Annotated in this window: 18 protein-coding genes and 2 tRNA genes; 12 read left to right on the forward strand and 8 right to left on the reverse strand. The window is 43.1% G+C overall.

Annotated features, from left to right (window positions below; translation table 11 throughout):
• Positions 1 to 296: 296 nt before the first annotated feature.
• On the forward strand, positions 297 to 1,832 hold the full coding sequence (locus A7D14_RS05295; RefSeq protein WP_067031035.1) for a bifunctional ADP-dependent NAD(P)H-hydrate dehydratase/NAD(P)H-hydrate epimerase: 1,536 nt from the start codon (positions 297 to 299) through the stop codon (positions 1,830 to 1,832).
• 3 nt (positions 1,833 to 1,835) lie between these two features.
• Here the strand turns inward: A7D14_RS05295 and A7D14_RS05300 are convergent, their stop codons facing one another.
• Positions 1,836 to 2,249, reverse strand: a complete 414-nt coding sequence (locus A7D14_RS05300) for a hypothetical protein (protein WP_067031038.1) — start codon at positions 2,247 to 2,249, stop codon at positions 1,836 to 1,838.
• Positions 2,250 to 2,403: 154 nt separating this feature from the next.
• The gene (locus A7D14_RS05305; protein ID WP_067031041.1) at positions 2,404 to 4,959 is read right to left on the reverse strand and encodes an ATP-dependent Clp protease ATP-binding subunit; all 2,556 of its coding nucleotides are present in this window, start codon (positions 4,957 to 4,959) and stop codon (positions 2,404 to 2,406) included.
• A 262-nt stretch (positions 4,960 to 5,221) separates the two neighbouring features.
• Between A7D14_RS05305 and gyrA the strand changes: the two genes are divergently transcribed.
• Together gyrA and A7D14_RS05315 are read left to right on the forward strand one after the other, a co-directional pair.
• Positions 5,222 to 7,708 carry a DNA gyrase subunit A gene (gene gyrA / locus A7D14_RS05310; RefSeq protein ID WP_067031044.1) on the forward strand — a complete coding sequence of 829 codons (2,487 nt, stop codon included), beginning with the start codon at positions 5,222 to 5,224 and terminating at the stop codon, positions 7,706 to 7,708.
• A 72-nt stretch (positions 7,709 to 7,780) separates the two neighbouring features.
• Positions 7,781 to 9,043 (forward strand): tetratricopeptide repeat protein, encoded by a 1,263-nt coding sequence (locus tag A7D14_RS05315; protein ID WP_067031046.1) that lies wholly within the window; start codon positions 7,781 to 7,783, stop codon positions 9,041 to 9,043.
• A 53-nt stretch (positions 9,044 to 9,096) separates the two neighbouring features.
• Here A7D14_RS05315 and A7D14_RS05320 read toward each other — a convergent pair whose 3' ends face one another.
• Together A7D14_RS05320 and A7D14_RS05325 are read right to left on the reverse strand one after the other, a co-directional pair.
• Complete coding sequence (locus tag A7D14_RS05320) at positions 9,097 to 9,846, reverse strand: NlpC/P60 family protein (RefSeq protein WP_067031048.1); 750 nt, start codon at positions 9,844 to 9,846, stop codon at positions 9,097 to 9,099.
• A 20-nt stretch (positions 9,847 to 9,866) separates the two neighbouring features.
• Complete coding sequence (locus tag A7D14_RS05325; RefSeq protein ID WP_067031051.1) at positions 9,867 to 11,042, reverse strand: acetyl-CoA C-acyltransferase; 1,176 nt, start codon at positions 11,040 to 11,042, stop codon at positions 9,867 to 9,869.
• A 113-nt stretch (positions 11,043 to 11,155) separates the two neighbouring features.
• Between A7D14_RS05325 and A7D14_RS05330 the strand changes: the two genes are divergently transcribed.
• The 4 genes from A7D14_RS05330 to A7D14_RS05345 all read left to right on the forward strand — a co-directional run bounded on the left by A7D14_RS05330 (position 11,156) and on the right by A7D14_RS05345 (position 15,228).
• Positions 11,156 to 13,192 carry an HD family phosphohydrolase gene (locus A7D14_RS05330; protein ID WP_067031054.1) on the forward strand — a complete coding sequence of 679 codons (2,037 nt, stop codon included), beginning with the start codon at positions 11,156 to 11,158 and terminating at the stop codon, positions 13,190 to 13,192.
• A 114-nt stretch (positions 13,193 to 13,306) separates the two neighbouring features.
• Positions 13,307 to 13,390: transfer RNA gene (locus A7D14_RS05335), tRNA-Ser, on the forward strand.
• A 261-nt stretch (positions 13,391 to 13,651) separates the two neighbouring features.
• A tRNA-Pro gene (locus tag A7D14_RS05340) sits at positions 13,652 to 13,726 on the forward strand.
• 227 nt (positions 13,727 to 13,953) lie between these two features.
• Positions 13,954 to 15,228 (forward strand): site-specific integrase, encoded by a 1,275-nt coding sequence (locus A7D14_RS05345; protein WP_067031057.1) that lies wholly within the window; start codon positions 13,954 to 13,956, stop codon positions 15,226 to 15,228.
• Between the two features lie 159 nt (positions 15,229 to 15,387).
• Here A7D14_RS05345 and A7D14_RS20350 read toward each other — a convergent pair whose 3' ends face one another.
• The 4 genes from A7D14_RS20350 to nirK all read right to left on the reverse strand — a co-directional run bounded on the left by A7D14_RS20350 (position 15,388) and on the right by nirK (position 18,924).
• Positions 15,388 to 15,510, reverse strand: coding sequence for a hypothetical protein (locus tag A7D14_RS20350; RefSeq protein WP_255307390.1), 123 nt, complete (start codon positions 15,508 to 15,510; stop codon positions 15,388 to 15,390).
• 459 nt (positions 15,511 to 15,969) lie between these two features.
• Positions 15,970 to 16,680, reverse strand: coding sequence for an SCO family protein (locus A7D14_RS05350; RefSeq protein WP_067031060.1), 711 nt, complete (start codon positions 16,678 to 16,680; stop codon positions 15,970 to 15,972).
• 10 nt (positions 16,681 to 16,690) lie between these two features.
• Entirely contained in the window at positions 16,691 to 17,470 is a 780-nt protein-coding gene (locus tag A7D14_RS05355) for a formylglycine-generating enzyme family protein (protein WP_067031063.1), read from the reverse strand.
• Positions 17,471 to 17,484: 14 nt separating this feature from the next.
• A complete protein-coding gene (nirK, locus tag A7D14_RS05360) occupies positions 17,485 to 18,924 on the reverse strand; it encodes a copper-containing nitrite reductase (protein ID WP_067031181.1) in 1,440 nt (479 codons plus the stop codon).
• Positions 18,925 to 19,330: 406 nt separating this feature from the next.
• On the opposite strand from nirK, the gene A7D14_RS05365 reads away from it, so the two are divergent.
• The 5 genes from A7D14_RS05365 (at position 19,331) to A7D14_RS05385 (ending at position 25,451) form a co-directional block, all read left to right on the forward strand.
• Entirely contained in the window at positions 19,331 to 21,532 is a 2,202-nt protein-coding gene (locus tag A7D14_RS05365; RefSeq protein ID WP_255307391.1) for an FUSC family protein, read from the forward strand.
• A gap of 185 nt (positions 21,533 to 21,717) precedes the next feature.
• Complete coding sequence (locus A7D14_RS05370; protein WP_067031070.1) at positions 21,718 to 22,329, forward strand: DUF6088 family protein; 612 nt, start codon at positions 21,718 to 21,720, stop codon at positions 22,327 to 22,329.
• On the forward strand, positions 22,322 to 22,615 hold the full coding sequence (locus tag A7D14_RS20195) for a nucleotidyl transferase AbiEii/AbiGii toxin family protein (protein WP_255307392.1): 294 nt from the start codon (positions 22,322 to 22,324) through the stop codon (positions 22,613 to 22,615). The genes A7D14_RS05370 and A7D14_RS20195 overlap by 8 nt, the downstream gene beginning before the upstream one ends.
• 79 nt (positions 22,616 to 22,694) lie before the next feature.
• Positions 22,695 to 23,339 carry a nucleotidyl transferase AbiEii/AbiGii toxin family protein gene (locus A7D14_RS05375; protein WP_255307393.1) on the forward strand — a complete coding sequence of 215 codons (645 nt, stop codon included), beginning with the start codon at positions 22,695 to 22,697 and terminating at the stop codon, positions 23,337 to 23,339.
• Positions 23,340 to 23,654: 315 nt separating this feature from the next.
• Positions 23,655 to 25,451 (forward strand): ParB/RepB/Spo0J family partition protein, encoded by a 1,797-nt coding sequence (locus A7D14_RS05385; RefSeq protein ID WP_067031076.1) that lies wholly within the window; start codon positions 23,655 to 23,657, stop codon positions 25,449 to 25,451.
• The last annotated feature ends 105 nt before the right edge of the window (positions 25,452 to 25,556 follow it).

Genomic DNA, 25,556 nt, shown 5'->3' on the forward strand with positions numbered 1-25,556 from the left:
TGGCCACTGAAGTGCCACCAAATTTTAAGACTTTCATGATGAAATAGTGTTGAAAAAATATTGAAAAATAGATTAAAAAAACGGACGGAAATATATAGCAGATTTACCCCAAAGGGGTGGTGGTAATCAAAGTGAAGATAGATGAAAAAGATTCCATCTGAAGAAGATTACTATCCGTTTGTTTAACTTGCATTGTTCTGTTATGAGGTGATAAAAGTAGTATTTTTGGTTACTTCATCAAATCTTACAACGTATTTTTTGCGAAATCCATACAAATAATCAAATTTTTGTGTTGAATGAAAATTTTTTCCGCCCAACAAATCTATGATGCTGACAAATTCACCATAGATAAACAGCAAATTACCAGTGATGCCCTCATGGAAAGGGCCGCCACCAAATTGTTTGAATGGATTCATGCCCGATTGCGAGGTACCAGCGTCCAAATAAAGTTGTTCTGTGGTATTGGCAACAATGGTGGGGATGGGATGGTCTTGGCCCGACTGCTGCATGAGCATGGGTATGCCATTCAGGTGCATGTGGTGAACTACAGTGAAAAACGTTCCAGAGATTTTCTTTTGAATTTGGAACGGTTGAAGGAAATGAAGGTTTGGCCGGATTTTATCAATGAGGATAGTGATTTGCCCGAGATTTCACCAAACGATATTGTGGTGGATGCCATTTTTGGAATTGGATTGAACCGTGCCCCCGCTACTTGGGTGGGGAATTTGATACAGCACATCAATACTTCCCATGCGTTTGTGTTGGCGGTGGATATCCCTTCGGGATTGCCCATGGATAGAAGCCCATGGAAGCCAGCGCATGTAATCGACGCGAGTTATGTGTTGAGTTTTCAGGTGCCCAAACTGGTGTTTTTTCTTCCAGAGACCGGGGTTTTTATCAATCAATGGGAGTTGTTGGACATTGGTTTGGATGTTGGGTTTCTGGGGAAAACCGAAACCGATTTTGAACTTATTGGTAGGCCTGAGATAGTTCCTTTGTACCGACCCCGACTTAAATTTTCACACAAAGGAACCTACGGGCATTCCATGATCATTGGGGGGAGCTATGGTAAAATTGGAGCGGTACAGTTGGCGAGCAGTGCCTGTTTGTCCACTGGCAGCGGATTGGTCACGGCCTATGTGCCTAAATGTGGGTATCAGTCACTTCAAACGGCAATCCCGGAGGTGATGGTTGTAACGGATGAGGATGAAAAGACCATTTCCCAAATAGTACTTCCTTTTGTTCCGGATGTGATAGGGATAGGTATGGGAATCGGTACCGGAGAAAAAACGGTCAAAGCTTTTGGTGCTCTTTTAAAGGAAATGAAATCTCCTATGGTCATTGATGCTGATGGGCTCAATATCCTATCTAAAAACCCTAAAATGTTGAAGGATGTTCCCAAAGATTCCATTTTAACGCCGCATCCCAAAGAATTGGAGCGACTTATTGGAAAATGGAACGATGATTTTGAGAAACTTGATAAGGCCAAAACCTTTTCTTTGAAAAACGAGGTGGTGTTGGTGATAAAAGGGGCCCACACCATAGTTTTTTATAATGGTAAAGGGTATGTGAACACCACGGGCAATCCCGGAATGGCCACGGCAGGCAGCGGCGATGTGCTTACCGGAATGATCACTGGATTGGTGGCCCAAGGATATGCACCTTTGCATGCAGCCATCTTTGGTGTGTACCTGCATGGTTTTGCTGGTGATATATGTGCCTCACAAAATGGTTATGAAGCCGTAAAAGCATCAGAAATCAGTAATAGGATAGGGCAGGGATATGTGGAAATTCTAAGCCCATCCGAAGCCGAGGAACGGGAAAAGGCCTAGATCCTATTTTTTGTTTTTGCCAGATTTTACCCTTTTTCTGACCCAAGCCAAAGCATTTTCAAACTCAATAAAGAATTCCATGTTCTTTTTGTAGAACAGTTTCTCTATTTTAAAGTTGTGCATGTCTATTTCCTTTTTGGAGACAATGGCAAATGCCTTAAGATTTTCCAAACCGCGCAAGTAATTATATATTGTTGGGTCTACGGCATAGGAGTTTTTACGTTGGCTGATATAACCAAAATTCCTGTTTCTAAAGTGTATTTCCGAAATCCCAATGATTTGATAAGCGCGCTCAAGTGTTACTGTGGCACCTTCATCAAAGGTAGCGACCATGTAATCATCAAATACCTGTACGGTTCCAATATCCAACTGGTATTCGCGTACCACGATGGTCTTCTTAGTAGAAGTAATTCTCATTCCCCAAATAGTTATAGTGTCTCGAAACGAAAATATGGCGAATGCTCAGTGAGCTGAAAAAAATTAGATTAAAAGCAATATTATCGTTTGTACTACATTTGGGATACAAAAAAAGCTGACGGATGTCAGCTTTTTTCAATCGTGTTTTTGGGTGTTATTTTTCAGTTTCAGGCGATTTTTCAATTTTCTTTATTTTGATGGTGAGCTCTTCTTTTTTCTCATCCAAGTCCATAAAGATGCTGTCACCTTCGTCTATTTTGGAGTTTACAATTTCCTCGGCCAAGGCATCCTCAATATACTTTTGAATGGCTCTTTTTAGAGGTCGTGCTCCATACTCTTTGTCAAAACCTTTTTCAGCAATATAGTCCTTGGCCTTGTCAGAAAGGTTGAGTTCATAACCAATATCCTTGATTCTGTCGTACAACTTGTCCAATTCAATATCAATGATTTTGTGGATGTCCTCCCTTTCCAAGGGGTTGAACACAATTACATCATCAATTCGGTTGAGGAATTCTGGTGCAAACGCCTTTTTAAGGGCATTTTCAATGACACTTTTCTGATGGGTATCGGCCTGCGCTTTTTTGGCCGCAGTGCCAAAACCGATGCCTTGTCCAAAATCCTTCAATTGACGTGCTCCAATGTTGGATGTCATGATAATGATGGTGTTCCTGAAATCAATTTTTCTTCCCAAACTGTCGGTAAGGAAACCATCGTCCAAAACTTGGAGCAGCATATTGAACACATCTGGGTGCGCCTTTTCAACTTCGTCCAGAAGGATTACGGAGTAGGGCTTACGGCGCACTTTTTCGGTCAATTGCCCACCTTCTTCATAGCCCACATATCCCGGAGGTGCACCCACCAGTCTGGAGATGGCGAATTTTTCCATGTATTCGCTCATGTCTATTCGGATAAGGGCATCTTCGGAATCAAAAAGCTCCTTGGCCAAAATCTTGGCCAACTGCGTTTTACCAACTCCCGTCTGACCTAGGAATATGAACGAACCAATGGGTTTGTTGGGATCCTTCAATCCGGCTCGGTTACGTTGAATGGCCTTGGCCACTTTGGCCACGGCATCATCTTGACCAATGACAAAACCTTTGATCAATTTGGGCAACTCTGCCAATTTGTTGCTTTCGGTCTGTGCAATTTTATTTACGGGAATACCGCTCATCATGGAGACCACATCGGCTACATTATCCTCGGTAACGGTTTCACGGTGAAGCCTACTTTCTTCTTCCCAAAGCTCTTGGGCAGATGCCAATTCCTTTTCAAGGCGTTTTTCATCGTCCCGGAGCTTGGCGGCCTCTTCATACTTCTGTTTTTTGACCACGCTGTTCTTTAATTCGCGCACGTCTTCCAACTGACTTTCCAACTCCAAAATCTGCTTGGGAACGTCCATGTTGACAATGTGTACGCGAGAACCAGCTTCATCCAGGGCATCGATGGCTTTATCTGGTAAAAAGCGGTCCGTCATATATCTGTTGGTCAACTTTACACAGGCCAAAATGGCCTCATCGGTATAGTTGACATTGTGGTGGTCTTCGTATTTGCCCTTGATGTTCATTAAAATTTCGATGGTTTCCTCAACTGTGGTGGGTTCTACCATCACTTTTTGGAAACGACGCTCAAGGGCACCATCTTTTTCAATGTATTGTCTGTATTCATCAAGTGTTGTAGCTCCAATACATTGGATTTCACCCCTGGCCAACGCAGGTTTGAACATGTTCGAGGCATCCAAACTGCCTGTGGCACCGCCAGCGCCCACAATGGTGTGAATCTCATCGATGAACAAAATGATGTCATCGTTCTTTTCGAGTTCGTTCATCACCGCCTTCATACGCTCCTCAAACTGACCACGATATTTGGTACCTGCGACCAACGAAGCCAAATCCAATGTGACCACACGTTTGTTGTAAAGGATGCGGGAAACTTTTTTGTTGATGATGCGCAGTGCCAGACCTTCGGCTATGGCGCTTTTACCAACACCGGGTTCACCAATGAGCAGTGGATTGTTTTTCTTTCTTCTGCTCAATATCTGGGATACACGTTCAATTTCTTTTTCACGCCCAACAACAGGATCCAGTTTGTTATCCTCGGCCAAACGGGTAAGGTCACGCCCAAAGTTGTCCAAGACCGGGGTCTTGGATTTCTTGGTCCCTTTTTGGCTTGAGCCGGAACCAAACGTACTTTCTTTGGCATCCCCAGCATCATCTGGATCGCTGGGAAACGATTCTGCCTGTGGGGAATCTATATAATCATCATCACTGGTGATCATGGATTTAAACTGTTCTTTGACGTTATCATAGTCCACTTTTAATTTGTGCAACAATTTGGTTGTGGGATCATTTTCATTTCTGAGAATGCACAACAACAGATGTGCGGTATTGATGGAGGAGCTTTGGAAAAGCTTGGCCTCCAAAAAAGTGGTCTTCAGCGCACGCTCGGCCTGCCGGGTGAGGTGAAGGTTTTTCTTATCCTTTTGCATGGTTCCCGTGTTCGGATTTGCCGGACTGAGGATTTCCACCTTTCTTCTTAGGTGGTCCAAATCCACATCCAAGGCATCCAATATGTTAATGGCCTTGCCATTTCCATCTCTTAAAAGACCGAGCATAAGGTGTTCAGTGCCAATAAAATCGTGTCCCAATCTCAAGGCTTCTTCCTTGCTATATGCTATTACGTCTTTTACTCGGGGGGAAAAATTATCATCCATACCTTTCTTTTTCAGCAATTAAAATTAATAAAAGTATTGTTACTGTGGTCAAATACCGTACCCTTATTCGATAAACTAGTATTAAATGTCGAAATAATGGACACTTTTTAGGTGGTTTAACATAGCTTTATTACAATCTGGTGATGAAGGTGGAAAATGTTGATAATTTTTTTAATAAAGTAGGCTCCAACTGTTTTGAAGGGGCTTATTTTCTGTATATTGCCATGATATTTTAACCACTAAAAAACAATAAGATTTTAGCATGGCGGAAGGAGAAAAGTTAATTCCTATCAATATAGAGGATGAGATGAAATCTGCCTACATTGATTATTCAATGTCGGTCATTGTGTCACGTGCCCTGCCAGATGTTCGTGATGGACTAAAACCAGTTCACCGAAGAGTACTTTTTGGAATGCACGAACTTGGGGTAAGATCTAACAGTTCGCACAAGAAATCTGCCCGTATTGTTGGGGAGGTATTGGGTAAGTACCACCCGCATGGTGATACATCGGTTTATGATACCATGGTACGTATGGCCCAGGAATGGAGCCTTAGGTACATGCTTGTCGATGGGCAGGGAAACTTTGGTTCCGTTGATGGAGATAGCCCAGCGGCCATGCGTTATACCGAGGCCAAAATGCGGAAAATTGCAGAGGAGATGTTGGCCGATATCGATAAGGATACGGTTGATCATCAGCTCAATTTTGACGATTCCCTGCAAGAACCTACCGTTCTTCCCACTCGGGTTCCCAATCTTTTGGTGAACGGAGCTTCGGGTATTGCCGTGGGGATGGCCACCAACATGCCGCCTCACAACCTATCCGAAGTGGTGGATGGAACCATTGCCTATATAGACAACCATGATATTGAAATAGATGAGTTGATTACCCACATCAAAGCCCCAGATTTTCCCACAGGAGGAATCATTTATGGGTATGATGGGGTAAAAGAAGCCTTCCATACAGGAAAGGGGCGCGTGGTAATGCGTGCCAAAGCTTCCTTTGAAGAAGTGCAGGGAAGGGAATGCATCATTGTTACCGAGATTCCGTATCAGGTGAACAAGGCGGATATGATCAAAAAGACCGCCGACCTTGTCAACGAAAAGAAAATAGATGGGATCGCATCCATACGGGATGAATCCGATAGAAAGGGCATGCGCATTGTGTACATCCTAAAGCGGGATGCCATTCCAAACATTGTGTTGAACACCTTGTACAAGTACACGGCGCTCCAATCTTCTTTCAGTGTCAACAATATTGCCTTGGTCAAAGGAAGACCACAGTTGTTGAACCTTAAGGAAATCATCCATCACTTTGTGGAACACAGACATGAGGTGGTGGTCCGTAGGACCAAATTTGAATTGAAGAAGGCCGAGGACCGTGCTCATATTCTTGAAGGGTTGATCATTGCTTCGGATAATATTGATGAAGTAATCGCCATTATCAGGGCATCCAATAATGTGGATGAAGCCCGCACCAGTTTAATGGAGCGTTTCAAGTTGACCGAGGTTCAGGCCAAGGCCATTGTGGAAATGCGTTTGCGTCAACTTACCGGTCTGGAACAGGACAAATTGCGTGAGGAGCATGCCGAACTTTTGAACACCATTGAGGATCTAAAAGATATTCTTGAAAAGAAGGAACGCAGAATGCAAATCATCAAAGATGAGCTTCTTGAAGTTAAAGAGAAGTATGGTGACGACAGAAGATCGGAGATCAACTACGCCGGTGGCGACTTGAGCATTGAGGACATGATTCCGGATGAACAAGTGGTCATTACCATTTCCCATGCAGGCTACATCAAAAGAACACCTTTATCTGAATACAAAACCCAAAATAGGGGAGGTGTGGGTCAAAAGGCCTCATCCACCCGAAACGAGGATTTCTTGGAACATCTTTTTGTGGGCACCAACCACCAGTACATGCTGTTCTTTACCCAAAACGGAAAATGTTTCTGGATGCGGGTGTATGAAATCCCTGAAGGAAGCCGAACTTCAAAAGGGAGAGCTATCCAGAACCTGGTCAATATAGAGATGGACGACAAAGTGAAGGCCTTTATCTGTACCCAAGACCTCAAAGATGAGGACTATGTGAACAGTCACTACGTGATTATGGCCACCAAAAAGGGTACGGTGAAGAAAACTTCATTGGAACAATATTCAAGGCCTAGACAAAATGGCATCAACGCTATTACAATTAAGGATGGCGATGAGCTTTTGGAGGCCAAATTGACCACAGGGACCAGCCAGATTTTCCTTGGATTGAAATCAGGAAAAGCCATTCGTTTTGAAGAAAGCAAAACCCGACCAATGGGTAGAAATGCCTCAGGTGTTCGTGGAATAAGATTGGCCGATGACAAAGATGAGGTAATCGGTATGATTTCCGTACACAATTTTGAAGATGATATCCTGGTCGTTTCAGAAAATGGATACGGTAAAAGATCCAATTTAGAGGACTATCGCGTAACCAATAGGGGCGGGAAGGGAGTCAAGACCATTTCCATCACTAAAAAAACAGGTGGACTGGTTGCCATTAAAAATGTAACAGATACCGATGATCTAATGATTATCAACAAATCTGGTATTGCCATTAGAATGAGTGTGGAAGACCTTCGTGTTATGGGAAGGGCCACACAGGGCGTTCGTCTCATCAACTTAAGGGATGGGGATTCCATAGCCGCAGTGGCCAAGGTCATGAAAGAAGATGAATCTCTTGATGACACCGATGTCCTTGATATAGAGGTCAATGACTAAGATGGCATGGCAATTGATATATGTAAAGAAAATAATTAATAATCCGTAAACACTAAATAATTACATTTTAACATGAAGACTAAAGTTTTAATACTATTAGCCATAGGAATTTCAACGATGGGCTTTTCCCAGAAGAGTGAGATCAGGGATGCTGAAAAAGCACTGAAAGATGGTGATGCCGCTGCGGCAAAAACAGCTTTGGAAGCTGCCTCATCTACCATTGATGCCGCTGATGAAAAATTACAGGCTCAATATTATGCCGTGAAAGGTAATATATATTCCGATTTGGCATCCAAAGGAGACGCTTCGGCTTTCCAGCCCGCTATAGATGCCTACAAAAAAGTAATTTCCGTTGAAGAGGCAAGTGGAAAAGAAAAGTACACCACTGTGGCAAGACAGAAATTATCAGAAATGACAGCCGATTTGGTAAATGCAGCAGTTGAGGACAACAACAACCAGAAATTTTCCGAAGCAGCAGAAAAATTGTACTTGAGTTACAAACTAAGCCCTGCTGACACCGTTTATCTATACTATGCCGCAAGCAGTGCCGTAAACGGCCAGGACTATGAGAAAGCCTTGCAATACTACAATGAACTCAAGGACCTGGGCTATGATGGTAGTGGGGTAACCTATACAGCGGTCAATGTGGAGACCGGCGAGGTTGAAACCATGGACAAGAGCACCAGAGATTTGTATGTAAAAGCAGGCACCCACAAAGACCCCAAAGAAGAAAAAAGTCCTTCAAAAAAACCAGAGATAGTTAAGAACGTTGCCTTGATCTACCAACAATTGGGAGATTCCGATAAGGCGCTTGAAGCCTATGCTGAAGCAAGAGAGGCCAACCCAGAGGATGTGAACCTCGTCTTGGGAGAGGCCAATTTGTACTATTCCCTTGGTGATAAGGACAAGTTTAAGGAACTTATGGCCCAAGCTTCTGAAATGGCTCCTGACAATGCCGATTTGTTGTACAATATTGGGGTCATCAATATGGAACAGGGAAATTTACAGGATGCCAGGGATGCCTACAAGAAAACCTTGGCCATCGATCCAGGATACATCAATGCCCTGTTAAACCTTTCCACAACCTATGTGAACGAAGGTAACGGACTTATCGATGAAATGAATGTCCTTGGTAGCTCCAAGGCAGATATCGCCAAATACGATGAGTTAAAGGCTAAAAAGGACAGTTTGTTCAGGGAAGGGGCAAAAGTTTTGGAAGATGCCGTAAAAACCAATCCTGATAACCAAAGTATTTTAACCCAGTTGAAAAACATCTATGGAGCTTTGGGTGATACCGAAAACTTCATGAGAGTCAAAAAACTTTTGGGGGAATAGTTTTTCCTTTGCAGAAAAAGAATAAGAAGGGCCGCAATTTGCGGCCTTTTTCTTTAGAGTATTTTTTTGATGACCCTGAGCTTGTGGGTATATAACTTCTCTTGTGTGTTGAAAATGCCTGTGTGATCTATACGATCTATGCGCACATGGCCGTGCACATGAATAATATAATTGTCTTTTAATATGATGCCCACGTGGTCAATAACACCTTCGTTGTCATCAAAAAAGGCTAAGTCGCCCGGCTCACTCTCTTCAATAAAACTGAGCGCTTCCCCTTGTTTGGATTGCCCTTCCGCATCCCGTTCCAACATATAGCCATTGATTTTGTACACCATTTGCGTAAACCCTGGGCAATCTATGCCAAAAGGGGTCTTACCGCCTTTCAAGTAAGGTGCGTTCAAATACAGGAAGGCCGTATCAACCAGATTTGACTTTGGATTTTCACCTTCCATGACCGTTCCCTCAAAAGAATGGTTCAGCAATTCGGAAGAAGAAATCATGGAGCCCAACAAAATGGGAAGCAACATGCCATTGTTGGCACAGATATGGGAAATGATATCGGAAGAAATCTTCTTATCCCCATTAGCCAATTCATCATACCCATTTTCAGTGATAAAGGTAAATTGATGATTTGAAATCCAACCCTCGCACCGATCATGCGCCACACGAATCCTGCTCCATTTTTTTCTACTTTCCAGGACCTTGAAATGTTCCCCGTACAAAAGTTGGGAAACCATTTCGGTACAATCGTCAGGCTGAACCCTAATCGGGACAATGCTCAAATGGCAGATTCCATATTGCATCTATTGGCTGAATTGGATAACTAAATTCTTTCAAGGACAATTGCAGAAGCTCCACCACCACCATTGCAAATGGCCGCAGCGCCCAGTTTGGCATTGTTCTGCTTCAATATATTGAGCAGGGTAATGGTGATCCTTGCCCCGGAACAGCCCAATGGGTGGCCCAAGGAAACTGCTCCTCCGTTCACATTTACATTGGCATCGGTAAGTCCCAAAAGTTTTGTATTGGCCAAGCCCACAACGGAAAAGGCCTCATTGAATTCAAAATAATCCACATCGGAAATGGCAACGCCTGCCCTTTCCAATGCTTTTGGCAAGGCTTTGGCCGGTGCTGTGGTGAACCATTCGGGCTCTTGGGCTGCATCAGCATACCCTTTTATAAAAGCCAAGGGCTCCAATCCCAGTTCCTGTGCTTTTTCCTCGCTCATCAATACCACCGCTGCCGCTCCATCATTTATGGTGGAAGCATTGGCGGCCGTAACGGTACCATCTTTGGTGAAAGCGGGCCGCAATGCCGGAATTTTGTCCAGCTTCACGTTCTTGTATTCCTCATCTTCATTCACAATGATGGGCTCGCCCCTACGTTGGGGAACCTCCACAGGAACCACTTCATCACTGAATTTTCCCGCTTTCCATGCTTCTGCTGATCTCTTATACGATTGAATGGCGTAGGCATCTTGGTCCTCTCTGCTAAATTTATGTTCAGTGGCACAAGCATCGGCACAAACCCCCATGGCATTTTGATCATACGCATCCACCAGTCCATCTTTTTGCATACCGTCCACCAAAGTTGCCGGACCGAATTTTACACCGTTGCGCATGTAGGCATAATGGGGAATGAGGCTCATATTTTCCATACCCCCGGCCACTACAATGGAATTTTCGCCCAAAGCAATGGACTGGGCCCCTAGCATAATGGCTTTCATTCCCGAGGCGCAAACCTTATTCACGGTTGTACAGGGAACCGTATTGGGGATACCCGCATAAATAGCGGCTTGCCGTGCAGGAGCTTGCCCCGTACCGGCCTGTACCACATTTCCCATTAAGACTTCCTCTACCAGTTCGGGCTTAAGACCTATTTTTTCCAATGCTCCCTTAATGGCAATGGAACCCAGTTTTGGGGCTGGTACAGTGGACAAAGCGCCCATAAAACTCCCAATTGGGGTCCTTGCGGCGGAAACAATAACAACTTTGTTCATATGTGCATTTTTACTGATGCGAAAATACTAAAATTAAATCCAAAAGGTCCAGAATCACCCAGAGGCCTACTTCTTATTTATATTTTCTATTTTTGATGTGAACTGCACACAGAATGGGAAAGACTTTAGACAATGTATATAAGCATCAATCGCTCGCCTACAAGTATTTTCTATATCTGATTTCTGTAGGGCTCATTGTATTCTTTTTTCCAAAAGGAGGGAAGTTCAAATATGATTTTCAAAAGGGAAAGCCTTGGCAATATGAGAATCTCTATGCTCCCATTGATTTCTCCATCAAAAAGACCCAGGATGAGATAGCCCAGGAGCAACAGTTGCTTCGCAACAGAAAGACGGATTATTACACTTTTGATGCTTCCATAGTGACCACTGTCAAGAACGATGTGGAACAAGAGTTGAATGGTCTGTTCCAATCAAACCCATTTACCCGGCAGCAACAACAAACGCTATCGAATAACGGAGAAGCCATAATTGACAGCATTTATGAGCTTGGGGTATTCCAAGACCTACCTTCATCAAACTCCATTGTATTGGTGAAGAACAACGAGGCCATACCTTTGGATCCCAATGATTTTATGGATGTTCAGGAAGCCAAGGAACGGGTCGGCAGTATTTTATCAAAAAGGAATTTTCAAGGAGCTTCAAGGCTTGGAAATATCATCCAACGAAATGTGAGGCCCAATCTCTCTTTTGATGGGGCACTTACAGAAAGGGCATTGGAAGAAGAGCTCTCCAAGATTTCATATACCAGGGGCGAAGTTTCCGAAGGAAGATTGATCATAGCCAAGGGAGAGGTTGTTGAGGCCGAAAACTTCAAAATCCTCAGTTCCTTGAAGGATGAGTATGAATCCGAATTGTGGCGGGGCAACAATTACTATTTTATTCTTTTGGGGTATACCATTTTGGTAGCCTTGGTTTTGATTATGCTATTCTTGTTTTTAAAGCGGTATCGGAACGAAATCTTTAAGAACAACAACAAGGTCACCTTTATCTTTTTCAACATCCTGCTTATGGTCTTGGCCACCACCTTGACGGTAAAGAATTATGAAAGCTATGTGTATGTAGTGCCCCTTTGTATCCTTCCCCTTGTACTGAAAAACTTTTTTGATGCCCGGTTGGGGCTGTTCGTGCATGTGCTGACCGTACTGATTCTTGGGTTTGTGGTGCCCAATAGTTTTGAGTACATCTTTTTGCAGATCATTGCAGGTATCGTTACCATTTTAACGGCATCGGAGCTCTATAAAAGGGCCAATCTTTTTATATCGGTAGGGCAGATTACCCTGATTTACATTATTGGCTATTTTGCGTTCCATGCCATCCATGAAGGAAATCTTGAAAATATAGAGTGGATATTGTTCGGGGTTTTTGTTTTGAACGGACTTTTGACCCTTTTTGCGCAACCCTTGATCTATATGTTTGAAAAGATTTTTGGTTTGGTGTCCGATGTTTCCCTGCTGGAACTTTCCGATACCAATTCCAAATTATTGAAAGAACTCTCGGATAAGGCACCGGGAACCTTTCACCATTCCTTACAAGTGGCCAATTTGGCCGAAGCAGCAGCCAATGAGATTGGGGCAAATGCCATGTTGGTCAGGGTGGGTGCCCTGTACCATGATGTCGGTAAAATGGAAAAACCGACGTACTTTACCGAAAACCAAATCACCAATGTAAACCCCCATGATGACCTTCCGCCAAGAGAAAGCGCAAAAATCATTATAGACCACGTTATCAAGGGAATTGAAATTGCCCGCAAGAACAATATACCGGATCGGGTGATAGATTTTATACGCACCCATCACGGTACTACCTTGGTATATTATTTTTTCAAGAAGCAGCAAGAGTTGGAAACCGATGTTGATCCTGAGGATTTTAAATATCCCGGACCCATTCCATTTTCCAAAGAAACAGCTGTTTTGATGATGTCAGATGCTGTAGAAGCCGCATCCAAAAGTTTAAAAAACCCAACTTTCACCATTATAGACGAATTTGTGGATAAAATAGTTAAGGGTCAGATGCAGGCCAATCAGTTTTTAAATGCCAACATTACCCTCAAAGAAATTGAGATGGTGAAGAAAGTATTGAAACAAAAGCTCACCAACATTTACCATTTGCGTGTGGAGTATCCAGAGTAGTGATGCTGGAAATCAAATGGTTTTAAAAAAAATGAAAAATAGTTGCGATCTTTCGGATGAAAAGGTACATTTGCATCCGCATTTTTAGATGCACGTTCATATAATAAATGAATAGGAGAGGTGCCGGAGTGGTAACGGAGCAGATTGCTAATCTGTCGGCGGGTAACTGTCGCCTGGGTTCGAGTCCCAGTCTCTCCGCTTTTTCCTTTTAAATATTTGGAATATTTTCAGGGAGTAGTACAGTGCCAAGCATGGTGTAGACTCCGCCCGGTTCCCGATGTAGATTATAGGATTGTTTGGAATTTGGGTATTGAAATTTAGAATATTGGCATTTATGTCATTTTTCGGGGTGTAGTACCTCGACAAGCTCGGTATAAACTCCGCCCGAGCGGGCTACTTAAACGGTAGTGCTTTTTTGGAGTTTGATATTTAGAACATTTCAGCCAATGGGCTGTATTTCGGGGTGTAGCGTAGCCCGGTTATCGCGCCTGCTTTGGGAGCAGGAGGTCGCAGGTTCGAATCCTGCCACCCCGACTTTTAGGGTTTTAGCAGAAACCTAAAAAAGGTTAATCAAATGAATTTCAGGAAATTACATATTTTTTGAATTCATTTGATTGCCTTTAAAACCAAAACAAAAGTTACCTATTCGGTTACCTGATTATAACCGATTTTTTTCACTACTTTGGTAACCCATCAGCATTTGACTTTCGTTTCGATTTGACTTTCAAAAAAAATCGAATATTCACCTAAAACGAGAGTCTATGGACACTTCAAGAACTTTCAGCATTCATTTTTGGCTGAACCTGGCCAAGAAAAACGATGATTTGGCACCCATTTATGCGCGGGTGACCGTGGATGGAAAGCGTGCCGAAATCAGTCTGAAACGCACAACAAAAGTTACCTTTTGGGATACCAAAGCAAAAAAAACCACAGCAAGGACCCCTGAGGGAAAAGAACTGAACGATTATTTGGACCAGGTCCACGCCAAGTTATTGGCCTGTTACAAGCATATGTCATCCGATTTTGAACTTATTACCGCGCAATCAATAAAAGCAAGATTTCTCGGAACGGATGAAAAACACAAAACTTTATTGGAACTTGTGAGTTATCATAACAATAATGTAGGCGGGAACATAAGGCCCGGTACCATGAAGAACTACTTCACCACGGAAAAATACATCAAAAAGTTCCTGCTACAGTCCCAAAGGACGGGTGATATCTATCTCAAGCACCTGCGTTATAGCTTTATCATCGATTTTGAACAATTCCTTAGAAAGGGGCCATCGTTGCAGAACAAAAATCCATTGAACAACAACGGGGTGATGAAACATTTGGAGCGGCTGCGCAAACTGATGAACCTTGCCCTTGATCTGGAATGGGTGGAAAAGAATCCTTTTGCCAGATATAAATTAAAGTTCCATAAGCACCAAAGCGATTTCTTATTGGAACATGAGCTTGACGCTTTCAGAAATGCAAGGACAATTGACCAGGGGCATGAGTTCGTTCGGGACGTATTTGTATTTTCTTGCTATACGGGACTGTCCTATATCGATGTCAAACGATTGGGGAGGCACAATGTGGTCTTGGGCATGGACGGTAAGTTTTGGCTATCGCTGGAAAGAACAAAGACACGACATCCCGTAAAGGTCCCCCTGTTGGAAGAGGCCATGGAAATTTTGGAACGTTACCGGGATAGGCCATGTGCAGGGGACAATACGCTATTACCGGTCTATTCAAACCAAAAGGTGAATATGTACCTCAAGGACATAGCCCAAGACCTGGGAATTGAAAAGAGACTTACCTTCCATTCGGCCAGGCATACTTTTGCCACCACGGTAACACTTTCAAATGGGGTCCCCATAGCGACCGTTTCAAAATTGTTGGGCCATACCAAGATCACAACTACCCAAATTTATGCCAGGGTACTTGAGGACAAGATCAGTGCCGATATGGAGGGGTTAAGGACTGTATTGAAAGAAGGGAAGACCAATAAGGAGAAAGAATCTTGGGTTGGTAAGAAAGGTCTGCCCCTTTGAAGAATTGATCTGAAAACCTTTAGTGCGGCCTTTTTGAACAATACAGGTCCAATGGACCACTGGGTTAATTTCTAAGTGTAATTTGGCCATGGAAGACTCTAACGGGACGCTATTTTACAGCCCAATGGGGAATGGATCGGCGATAGGCCATTCAGGTATTTACATGGGATCGATGTTCATGATAAAAAAACTTTCATCTTGAAGGGAGATATTTTCTGCCATGGAAACCACAATACAACCACTCCCAAAAGCAATGGGTTCCATATCGTTTGCCCTGCACATAACGATATGTTGACAGGATTTGACAATTAAATTGATAATATCCATAATCGCTTGAACTTTTCACCTAAGCAAACGCCTCCAGTATATCAGTTTTATCTTTCCTATAATCGGTGAATTCCTGTTAAAGATAAGTAGATAATAAATGAAATAAGGCGGCATGTCCTTGTCTTGAAACAAAGCGATGCCCAAAGAATTGCGAAAATCATAAGGTTTTACCATAAAGCTGGTTCTTTTCCAGTAGGTCATAGGGGTATTTGAAGTTTTGGGACCAAAACCATTTTATCCCCTGTTCTTTTCTAAACATAAATAATCCAATGCTGGATCTAAGATGGTCGATCAAATATCCATATCGGTGGGATAGGATTCCAACACAGGAAAAATTAATTGATACCCAGTACCAGAAGGTCCTGTAATCCTTCATTGCAGAAGACCTTGTGGGACGCGATCGATCATTGAATTTCACATAGCCTCCACAGCTGCGTTTATATGTTCTATGGTATTGTCTGAATTTACTCCCAACCCCTCCTGTTGGAAGATCATTTCCCCATTAGGGTCAAAGACACTTATGATGTTTGAATGGGAAAAATCCATTGGTGAAATTTCCTTGTAGCTCACGGACAAAACAGCGGCAAATTCACGTGTGTTTTCTTCTGTGGAACGTAAAAACAACCAAGGCTCCCCATCCATAAGGTTTTCTTGGGCAAAGGCCTTTAAGCGTTCAGGGGTATCGGTTTCAGGGTCTATACTGACAAAGATCATTTTTACATTTTTCTTGGAATGTTCGGGCAAGCGTTCCTCGATATTTCGCATATCGGCCACCAAGCGGGGGCAGGCCGCTTTGCAACTGGTATAGATCATGACCATGACCAAAACATCACCTTGAAGGTCTTTGAGCTGTATATCCGTACCATTTTGGGTTGTCCACGTAGATGGAAGATTGTAAATGGACATATCTGAATAAGGTCTAATAGCCTTTTCTTTTCTTTTGTTTTCAACTTTGACCAAATCCATTTTACAGATGGGGCAGCTCCCTTTTTGGCCATAGGTTTTGTTCCCTTCGCATTGCATTGGGCAGTGATAGGCCACATCTTTGACCACTGTCCCCGAATCATGGTTCTTGCAGGCTGCAAGAGCCAATGAAATGATCAATACAACTAAATAGGGTTTCATGTTTTGGGTATTAGAGGGTTTCCTTGCTATTTTTCGCGCACCTAAATCCAAGATTTTTAATACTGTACCTAGCTTTTATACTTCCCCTGAATGCATAGCGCATAAAGGCGGCGTAGTTCATGAGATCTGTTGCGCCAATGGCCGCGCTCCCGCAGAACAAGTTACTGTCCTTATCCACATCCTTTCTGGATTCGCCCGAAATCAGGACAGAATTAAAATCCAAGGTCCACTCCCAGACCAAACCGTGCAAATCGTAAACGCCCCAATAATTTTTAGGGGTTTGGCCTATGGACCTCTCATCGGACCTGGGCGTTTCGTACCACGACAGTATTTTTTGGTTATATGAAGCCTTCTTTCTGGCGTCGCCGGTAACTTCGTCGGCCATTGCAACATATTCCCATTCATCTATGGTGGGCAATCGTTTTCCCTGACACTCGCAATACGCTTTTGCCGCAAACCAGGATACATGGGTTACAGGACTATTGGGATTTTCGGTATCGTTGAGGGTCGTATCGTTTTTGAATTGGCGCAAATAATTTTCGTCCGCGTAAAGTTTCAATACATTGGATTTTTGCCATTTAGGATTGTCCTTCAAAAACTGTAAAAATTGGCCATTGGTCACCGGATAGGTGTCCAGCTCAAAATCTTGGACTTCAACTAAGGATGTATCCTGTCCGTACAAAGGGACGTAACGACCACCTATGATACTTGCCATACCATCCGTCTGGGCAAAACCAAACGTCTGGAAGATCAAATAGGCAAATACTGCTCTAAAGGGAATCGCAAACATGATGCTGGCTTTAGCTACTTGTTTTTTACTTTATTGACCATTTCCGAGGTAACCACTGTTTTGTTATTGTCCCAATTGTTGTACACATAGGTCAGCACATTGGCAATTTCTTCTGATGAGAGCATTTGTCTGGTCATGACACTATTGTACTTTTGACCGTTGACCGTAATCTCACCGGTTTTTCCATTCAGTACAATGTCAATGGCCCGGTTGACATCGGCATTGAGATAATCTGAATTTGCCAATGGTGGAAATGCATTGGGGATACCTTGGCCTTCCGCCTGATGACAAGCAAAACAGGTTTGCATATAGATCTGCTTGCCGAACTTCATCTGTTCTTCAAAATTTTGGGCTGGAATCTCTGATTCCACAACGCCATCAGTGGTTGGCATTTCCTGTATTCCAGGGCCTTCCGGTAGGTAAATGCCATCATATTGCTCACCGGTATAAATATTTTCGTTTTCCTCTCCTTCCACTTTTAGCATGGCCAAAGCCCCTTTGTTGAACGCCCTGAAAATGGAATGGTCCACCAAGATGAAGGTTCCGGGAACATTGACGTGAAATTCTACAATGGCGGCTCCTCCTGCGGGGATCATAGTGGTCTGTACATTTTCGTTGATCAAGTCGCCTCCTTCAATATGAACCTTATCAAATATTTCACCAATGACATGAAAGGAAGATACCAAGCCCGGACCACCATTGCCCACAAAAAGCCTAACTGTCTCCCCAACCTTTGCAGTGATGGCATTATCGCCCGTCAAGGCGCCCACATTTCCGTTAAAGACCACATAATCTGCATTTTCATCAACGGCTTTTTGCATATCAAAGGGTTGTAGACCACGCTCACCATTGGCCCCTTTGGTATAAAAGTCTCCTTGCATGATGTAGTATTCCTTATCAACAATAGGCAATCCTCCGTCAGGCTCCACTAAAATCAAGCCGTACATACCATTAGCAATGTGCATGCCCACTGGGGCGGTCGCACAGTGATAGACATAAAGCCCCGGGTTCAGGGTTTTAAAGGAAAATACTTTTTCGTGCCCTGGTGCAACAAAAGAGGATTCAGCTCCACCACCGGGACCGGTAACGGCATGAAGATCAATATTGTGGGGCAACTTATTGTCAGGGTGATTCTGTAAATGGAATTCGACCTCATCTCCGACCCTGGTCCTGATAAAGCTCCCAGGTACGGTCCCCCCAAAAGTCCAGAACACATACCTTACACCATCGGTCAATTCCCCTTCTTTTTCAAGGATTTCCATTTCAACGATGAGTTTTTTGGCCTTTCTTTCCCCTACCGGCCTGGGGACATTTGGTGGGGAGGTCAATTCTGCTTTCATTTCCCTATGAACAGGAATATCCTCTGTGTTAGTGTGCACTTTTTTTTTGCTTTTAAAGCAACCATACGCTGACAGAATTAGAGCAATTGATAGGATTTTTAGAATCGACTTCATTTTGGTTGATTTTTTTGGATATTCATTAAAACTATAAATTATCAAAGAGGAAGACAAAATTATTAATAGGATAAAGTTATCCTTTTTATAGGAAAAACCTAATCCAGTTCAGGACTGTTTCGTTCCTCTTTTGTAGTAGCCATCTTAAATTCCATTGTTGGCCTGGCCGATGAATAGGCCAAATATTTTTCCATTTTCTGTGAAGTGAAGGGGGATTGCACTTGCAGAAATTCAACATATCCATCTTATTTTTCCGTTCCTGTGATTGTTCAACGTCTTAACTGTAGCTTAAGCCCGTGCTTACTTTGGAATTGGCTTGTGGGGATGAAAGGATGAAGGTTAAGGGTTATCTTTGTCGTTTAAGAATGAAACCTTGAAGCCATTTTTTTCCACCCCTTTTGAAATCTTGAAAGAAACGAGGCAATTTTTGAACAGTACCAGCTTTTCAAGGGCCTTCCTTGTGGCCTTTTCAGTGACCCTGCCCATTATATTGGGGATGCGATTCGGATATTTTGAGATTGGTCTGGCCCTTTGTTTTGGAGCTTTGTGGAGCTCCCCAAGCGATGTAAGTGGGAGTTTTTACCAAAAAGCAATAGGCATCTTGATTTCAGCGGTATTGGTCACATTGGTCAGCTTTATAGGTGGATACCTGCATTTAGAACTTTGGCTATTGCTACCTGTATTGGGATTGCTCACATTTGCCATTGCTTTTATCTCAGTGTATGGTTTCCGGGCCTCACTTATCAGTTTTTCTGGTCTCATGGCCTTGGTCCTGAGTTTTGCCCATGATTCCAAAGAACTGGAGATATATCAGTATGCTTTACTGATAGGATTGGGAGGTATCTGGTATTTGATTTTGGCAAAGCTTTGGAGTATCATACATCCAAGGGCTGAGACTGAGGAGTATCTTTCCCAAACCTACCTTCTCACCGCTGAATTTTTGGAAATACGGGGAAAACTGGTAGATCCCACAGCAGACCGAAAACGGTTGCAATCAAGACTACTTGAACTCCAGGGTGAGCTTACGGAAAACCATGGGATCTTACGTGAAATATTGATCCTTTCCCGTAGAAGTTCGGGTAGATCCAACTATCTGGACAAACGGCTGTTGATCTTCACCGAATTGGTCGGGATGTTGGAAACGGCGATTTCCAATCCAGTCAATTATGATCAGGTGGACAAGCTCTTTAAGGACTATCCCCAATACATTACGGCCTTACAGGAATTGATTTTTCAAATGTCCCTACAATTAAAATTAATTGATCAGGCAGGGAACGACAGGAGCAAACTACCCAAGAATAATGTATTGAGGCAATCTTTTGACGATATCTCACAAAAGATTTCAGAATGGGGAGATCTAGGGGATTATGAAGAATTTTTAATGCTCCAAAACATATTGGCCTATCACAAGGAGCAATTTGAAAAATTGAAACGAATCAAAAGATTATTGGGGGCTACGGATGCATCGGAATTCGAGCTCATCGATAGAAAGGAGGCCAAACGCTTTGTTGAATCGCAGGATTATGATCCTAAATTATTGGTAAGAAATCTCAGTTTTAAGTCCATGATATTCAGGCATTCCTTGCGATTGTCCGTTGCTGTAATGGTTGGTTATGCATTGGGCTCCTTCTTTACATTCCAAAATCCGTATTGGATATTATTGACGATCATCGTGATCATGAGGCCGAGTTATGGCCTTACAAAGACCCGCGCCAAGGATCGGATCATAGGAACACTTATCGGCGGTACCTTTGCTTTGGGCCTCATTTTTTTGGTGACAAACCCCTATGCATATGGTGCCATGGGCGTTGTATCGTTGATCATAGCCCTTGCCATGGTACAAAGGAATTATAGGACTTCAGCCGTTTTTATTACCTTGAGCGTGGTGTTTATCTATGCCATTCTTACACCTGATATCCTGTCAGTTGTACAATTCCGGATACTGGATACCTTGGTTGGAGCCGGTCTTTCTTATCTGTCCATGTTGACGTTGTGGCCCAGCTGGGAATATGTGGAAATGAGGGAGAGTGTCGAAAAAAGTGTCAACGCCATCAAAGCGTTTTTAACTTCTATTGAAACGTACTATATACAGAAGGGGGATGTGCCTACTTCTTATAAGATTGCCCGGAAGGATGCTTTTTTGGAAACCTCCAATCTGAGTTCAGCTTTTCAGCGCATGACGCAAGAACCCAAATCCAAACAAAGGGAAATGGACAAAATATATGAGTTGGTCGTCCTGAACCATACTTTCTTGGCTTCCCTGGCTTCCTTGAGCACCTACATCCAACATCATGGCACTACAGAGGCATCCGAAGAGTTCAAGGCTGCTACGAATGCAATAAAACAGAACTTGGAACAAGTGCTCAATTCCCTAAAGGGAGAAAAACAGGACATTTTGAACCCTAACGGAAAAACCATGCCGAATTTTGGGAAACAATCCCCCATTTCCAATCTTTTACAAGATAAGACCCCAATGCCCATGGAAATAGGGGTCCAACGTAATCTTCAAGAGGCCCATTTGGTTTGGGGGCAGCTTGAATGGCTGTTTTCCATTAGTGATAAAATGTTGCAACTGACGGTTGATATTAATTGGGAAAGATACCATTGAACATGGCACACTAAAAAAGCAGGAATTCATTGGTTGGAAGTAATCGAATCGGATACTAAGAGGGAGCGGTAGGGTCTGGATAGGAAATCTTACATATCTGTTCAGTGTTGGTTTGATTCATGTTCAACAACATTAATGTGTCGCAAATATTTACTAAATTTGCGACAAAATATCTTCATGTAAACATGAAATCAATTGATGATTATGTTCTTGGAAAAATGAATAATGCCGAGAAGGGAACCATATTCTTTTCTGAGGATTTTCTTGATTTTGGTTCAGCAAAAGCCGTCGGCAAAGCTTTGGAACGACTCTTCAATAGAGGTCAGATCAGCCGTGTTGCCAGAGGGATGTATGCCTCTCTTGAAAAACACGAATTATTTGGCGAAATTCAACCAACTACAGAGGAAATAGCCACGGCAATTGCAAAACGGGACAAGGCGAGGATTCTTCCAACCGGTGCATTGGCATTGAATGTATTGGGTCTCTCCACTCAGGTTCCATTAAATGCGGTGTATCTAACCGATGGCTCGGCCCGTACCATTAAGGTAGGCAAACGTACCATCAAGTTTAAAAAGACCGCTCCAAAAAATCTATCCGTAATTGGGCCTATCAGTAGTCTGGTGATCCAAGCATTAAAAAATATTGGAAAGGACAATGTTACTGAAAAAGAAATTGGCATTGTTTTGAAACACCTGAAGAAGGAGGATCCTGTTCGTTTAGAGCATGATATAAATCTGGCCCCTGAATGGATACGGGTCATCATGCGGAATGCTCTTAACAAGCGAAATAATGGATAGATGGTACCATGTTCCCGCCAGGGATAAGAGAATAGCATATGATCAAATAGGGGAACAAACCAACTTACCGGCATTTGCCGTTGAAAAGGATTGGTGGGTCGTTCAGACATTGACCATACTATTTGAATTGGAGATTGGAAACCATTTGGTGTTCAAGGGCGGTACATCCTTAAGTAAGGCATGGAAGATCATAGAAAGGTTCTCGGAGGATATAGATCTAGCGGTCGATCGTTCCTATTTTGGGTTTCAGGGTGATTTAAAAAAAAAACCAACGTACCAAACTTAGAAAAACGGCCCAAACCTACATCATCGATAACGTATTACCGGAGTTACAAGGGTCTTTTAAAACGAAAGGTCTTATCGATGTGCGTATTGAACCGGAAGAAATTGTTTCAAGTGACCAGGACCCTATAATTCTTAGTGTTTATTATCCCAATGTTATTGAAACACCTGGCTATATACAACCGAGGGTCCAGATTGAAATTGGTTGTCGGTCCCTTAGGGAGCCTTTTGAGAACAGACCAATACTTTCAATGGTCGATGAAATATATCAAAAATCCAATTTTGCCCAAGCAGCCATAGAAATTCCTACGGTATTGCCAGAGCGCACTTTTTTGGAAAAGATGTTTTTGTTGCATGAGGAATTTCAAAGACCAAAGGATAAGATACGGGTCGATAGATTGAGCAGACATTTATATGATATTTTCCAAATGTCTAAAAAAGGTCATGGCCAGAACGCAATTGAAAACATGGATTTATATGAGACCATTGTTAAGCATCGTCATAGTTTTACACGATTAGCTGGTGTGGATTACAACTTGCATCAACCACAAACCATCGATTTTATACCCCCAGAGTATTTGCATCGAGCATGGGAGAACGATTATATTAAAATGCAAGAACAGATGATCTATGGGGACTCTCCCAAGTTCTCCGAATTAATGGAATACTTGAGTACGTTACGGCAGAATATCAATACCATTTCATGGAAAATGGATTGTAGATTTTAAAATCCAATCCAACCAACGAGAAGTCAACAGCCACTTTTTGAGTATTCACCGATCTTATTTCGTTTTAAAAATAGACCTTTTGTATTTGGAAATGAATTTAGTCGCTTGCCAATACAAGGCAGGCCAATGTCTCTTGGCACATATTTTTTACCTATCAATCTTTTTCGAAAGTTAAGCTCGCAAAATATCCTCGGACAAGGGACGGCATAAAGCCGTTTCTTGGGGTCACTTTTTATTCCGTTTCCTTGCCACTCCAAAATTTTGTCTTCCGCTTGGTGTCCGCTCAAATATTGTTTAATCAAAAATCTAAAAATCATGGAAACAAAAACAAAAAAGAGAGCGACACGCAAAGTGAACAATGGACAAGTATCCAAACCAGGGAAGTCCAAGATCCATGGGGAGGCAACAACCATCCCACAAATCCAAATGTTGGATATCGAATCGGTTTCCCCGGATACAGCCCAACCTCGGAAAACCTTTGATGATCAAAGTCTGAACCAGCTGGCACAGAGCATTGCCCAACATGGGGTCTTGCAGCCTATCACGGTGCGAAAATCTGATGACGGCTATATCATTGTCATGGGTGAAAGGCGGTTTCGTGCGAGTAAATTAGCAGGATTGACTACTATCCCGGCCATGGTAAGGGACTATGTCGATACGGAAGTACTGGAAGTCCAGATCATTGAGAACTTGCAACGGAAGGATGTGGAACCCACAGAGGAGGCCGAGGCCATCCAGTTTCTCTTGGACCGATATGAACCTACTGAGATCGCCCAGCGCTTGGGCCGTTCTGAAAATTATGTTCGGCAACGGGTCAAATTGGCAGGATTGATTGAAGGTTTCAAGACCTTTGTCAGAAGAGGGGAGATGACCCTGGGCCTTGGTGTGGCCGTGGCCCTTTTCGAGTCGGAAGAGCAAAAATTAATGCTGGAAAGCATGGAAGGGGATTTTCAGGAACATCGGGTCAAGCGGATGATTGATAACCGGAGCTTTGATTTGACCCAAGCTTGTTTTGATGTGAACGACAAGACCTTGGTACCCAAAGCCGGTGCATGTAATGTCTGCCCTTTTAATGCGGCCAACCAAGGGAACCTATTCGGGGAAGGAAAGATGATCTGTACCCGGGCATCCTGCTTTGAGAACAAAAAGACCAAGACTTTTATGAAACTCTTGAAAAGAGTGAAAAAGGAGGAATTGAAACTAGTGCCCAACATTAGCAAATACTGGGCGGACGAGGAGCGCAATCAATGGGTTATGGCCCAAATGGAAAAAGAGGGTCTTGAGGTGCATTTGACCAATGAACTGGACATTTTAAAGGAGCCAATTGAGCCTACCATGGAAAGCATTAAAGAAGAGCACCGGCACTATGAATACACAGAAGAAGAATTGGCGGAATTCCTGACTGAGGCCCTGGAATCCTTTACAGAGGAAAAACAGGAATGGGAAAATGCCATGGATCATGGGTTTGAAAAGGGTGTCCTCTTGGATACGGGAACCTATCTGACCCAGACCATTCATGTAAAGGTCAGAGAAGAAGATGCTGGTGGAAGTCCAGGCGCCAAGTCCTTGGAAAAACGAAAGATGTCCGAGTGTACCCCCGAGGAACAGATTATCAAGATCAATGTCAGGGAACTGCGGAAAAAGGAGATTGAGGACAACAACCAGTTCAAGGATGTGGTGGAGATGATTCGGGAGACCGATTATATTGACCAAAAGAAGGCATTATCGACTGATGAAATGGTGGCCATCTCAATCTCCTTGTTCGAAAACAATCTGGGCTGGCATGACCAAAGGGAACATTTTGAGGATTTTTTTGGGGATGATTCCCAGTTGTCCCGAGAGGAACTGGTGGTGAAATTCAAAAAGGACTTCAAGAAGGAAACGTTAAATAAACTACTCCGGTTCCTGTTGACCCGTCAGGTGCACTTCGGGGAGAGCAACCACACCAATGACCTGACCAACCAATCCTTCTATGTGGCGATGCAATCCTTTTACAGGGACAAGATCGCAGTCATTGAGGACACTTATGCCGGAAAGCGTCAAAAGCGTGAAGCACGGATCAAGGAAAGGATTATGCTTCTGGAACAGCAGGCCAAGGTATTGAAGGATTGATTCGTATAAACGGAGGGATCTGGAAACAGGTCCCTCCTTTTTTTATCAAGAGGAATCTTCTTTTTTTGAAACTACGCGTCTTCACCTAAAATGGTTGTTTCGGGT

This window comes from Allomuricauda sp. CP2A (assembly GCF_001683915.1).
In the GTDB taxonomy this organism is placed as follows: domain Bacteria; phylum Bacteroidota; class Bacteroidia; order Flavobacteriales; family Flavobacteriaceae; genus Flagellimonas.

What these genes read in the sequence shown, in the direction of transcription:
- A7D14_RS20195 (WP_255307392.1), top strand. Translation starts at nt 22,322, where the DNA reads ATGGATAGATGGTACCATGTTCCCGCCAGGGATAAGAGAATAGCATAT.
- A7D14_RS05330 (WP_067031054.1), top strand. Translation starts at nt 11,156, where the DNA reads ATGGGAAAGACTTTAGACAATGTATATAAGCATCAATCGCTCGCCTAC.
- A7D14_RS05305 (WP_067031041.1), bottom strand. Translation starts at nt 4,959, where the DNA reads ATGGATGATAATTTTTCCCCCCGAGTAAAAGACGTAATAGCATATAGC.
- A7D14_RS05370 (WP_067031070.1), top strand. Translation starts at nt 21,718, where the DNA reads ATGAAATCAATTGATGATTATGTTCTTGGAAAAATGAATAATGCCGAG.
- A7D14_RS05315 (WP_067031046.1), top strand. Translation starts at nt 7,781, where the DNA reads ATGAAGACTAAAGTTTTAATACTATTAGCCATAGGAATTTCAACGATG.
- A7D14_RS20350 (WP_255307390.1), bottom strand. Translation starts at nt 15,510, where the DNA reads ATGTGCAGGGCAAACGATATGGAACCCATTGCTTTTGGGAGTGGTTGT.
- A7D14_RS05320 (WP_067031048.1), bottom strand. Translation starts at nt 9,846, where the DNA reads ATGCAATATGGAATCTGCCATTTGAGCATTGTCCCGATTAGGGTTCAG.
- gyrA (WP_067031044.1), top strand. Translation starts at nt 5,222, where the DNA reads ATGGCGGAAGGAGAAAAGTTAATTCCTATCAATATAGAGGATGAGATG.
- A7D14_RS05385 (WP_067031076.1), top strand. Translation starts at nt 23,655, where the DNA reads ATGGAAACAAAAACAAAAAAGAGAGCGACACGCAAAGTGAACAATGGA.
- A7D14_RS05325 (WP_067031051.1), bottom strand. Translation starts at nt 11,042, where the DNA reads ATGAACAAAGTTGTTATTGTTTCCGCCGCAAGGACCCCAATTGGGAGT.
- A7D14_RS05295 (WP_067031035.1), top strand. Translation starts at nt 297, where the DNA reads ATGAAAATTTTTTCCGCCCAACAAATCTATGATGCTGACAAATTCACC.
- A7D14_RS05350 (WP_067031060.1), bottom strand. Translation starts at nt 16,680, where the DNA reads ATGAAACCCTATTTAGTTGTATTGATCATTTCATTGGCTCTTGCAGCC.
- A7D14_RS05345 (WP_067031057.1), top strand. Translation starts at nt 13,954, where the DNA reads ATGGACACTTCAAGAACTTTCAGCATTCATTTTTGGCTGAACCTGGCC.
- nirK (WP_067031181.1), bottom strand. Translation starts at nt 18,924, where the DNA reads ATGAAGTCGATTCTAAAAATCCTATCAATTGCTCTAATTCTGTCAGCG.
- A7D14_RS05300 (WP_067031038.1), bottom strand. Translation starts at nt 2,249, where the DNA reads ATGAGAATTACTTCTACTAAGAAGACCATCGTGGTACGCGAATACCAG.
- A7D14_RS05355 (WP_067031063.1), bottom strand. Translation starts at nt 17,470, where the DNA reads ATGTTTGCGATTCCCTTTAGAGCAGTATTTGCCTATTTGATCTTCCAG.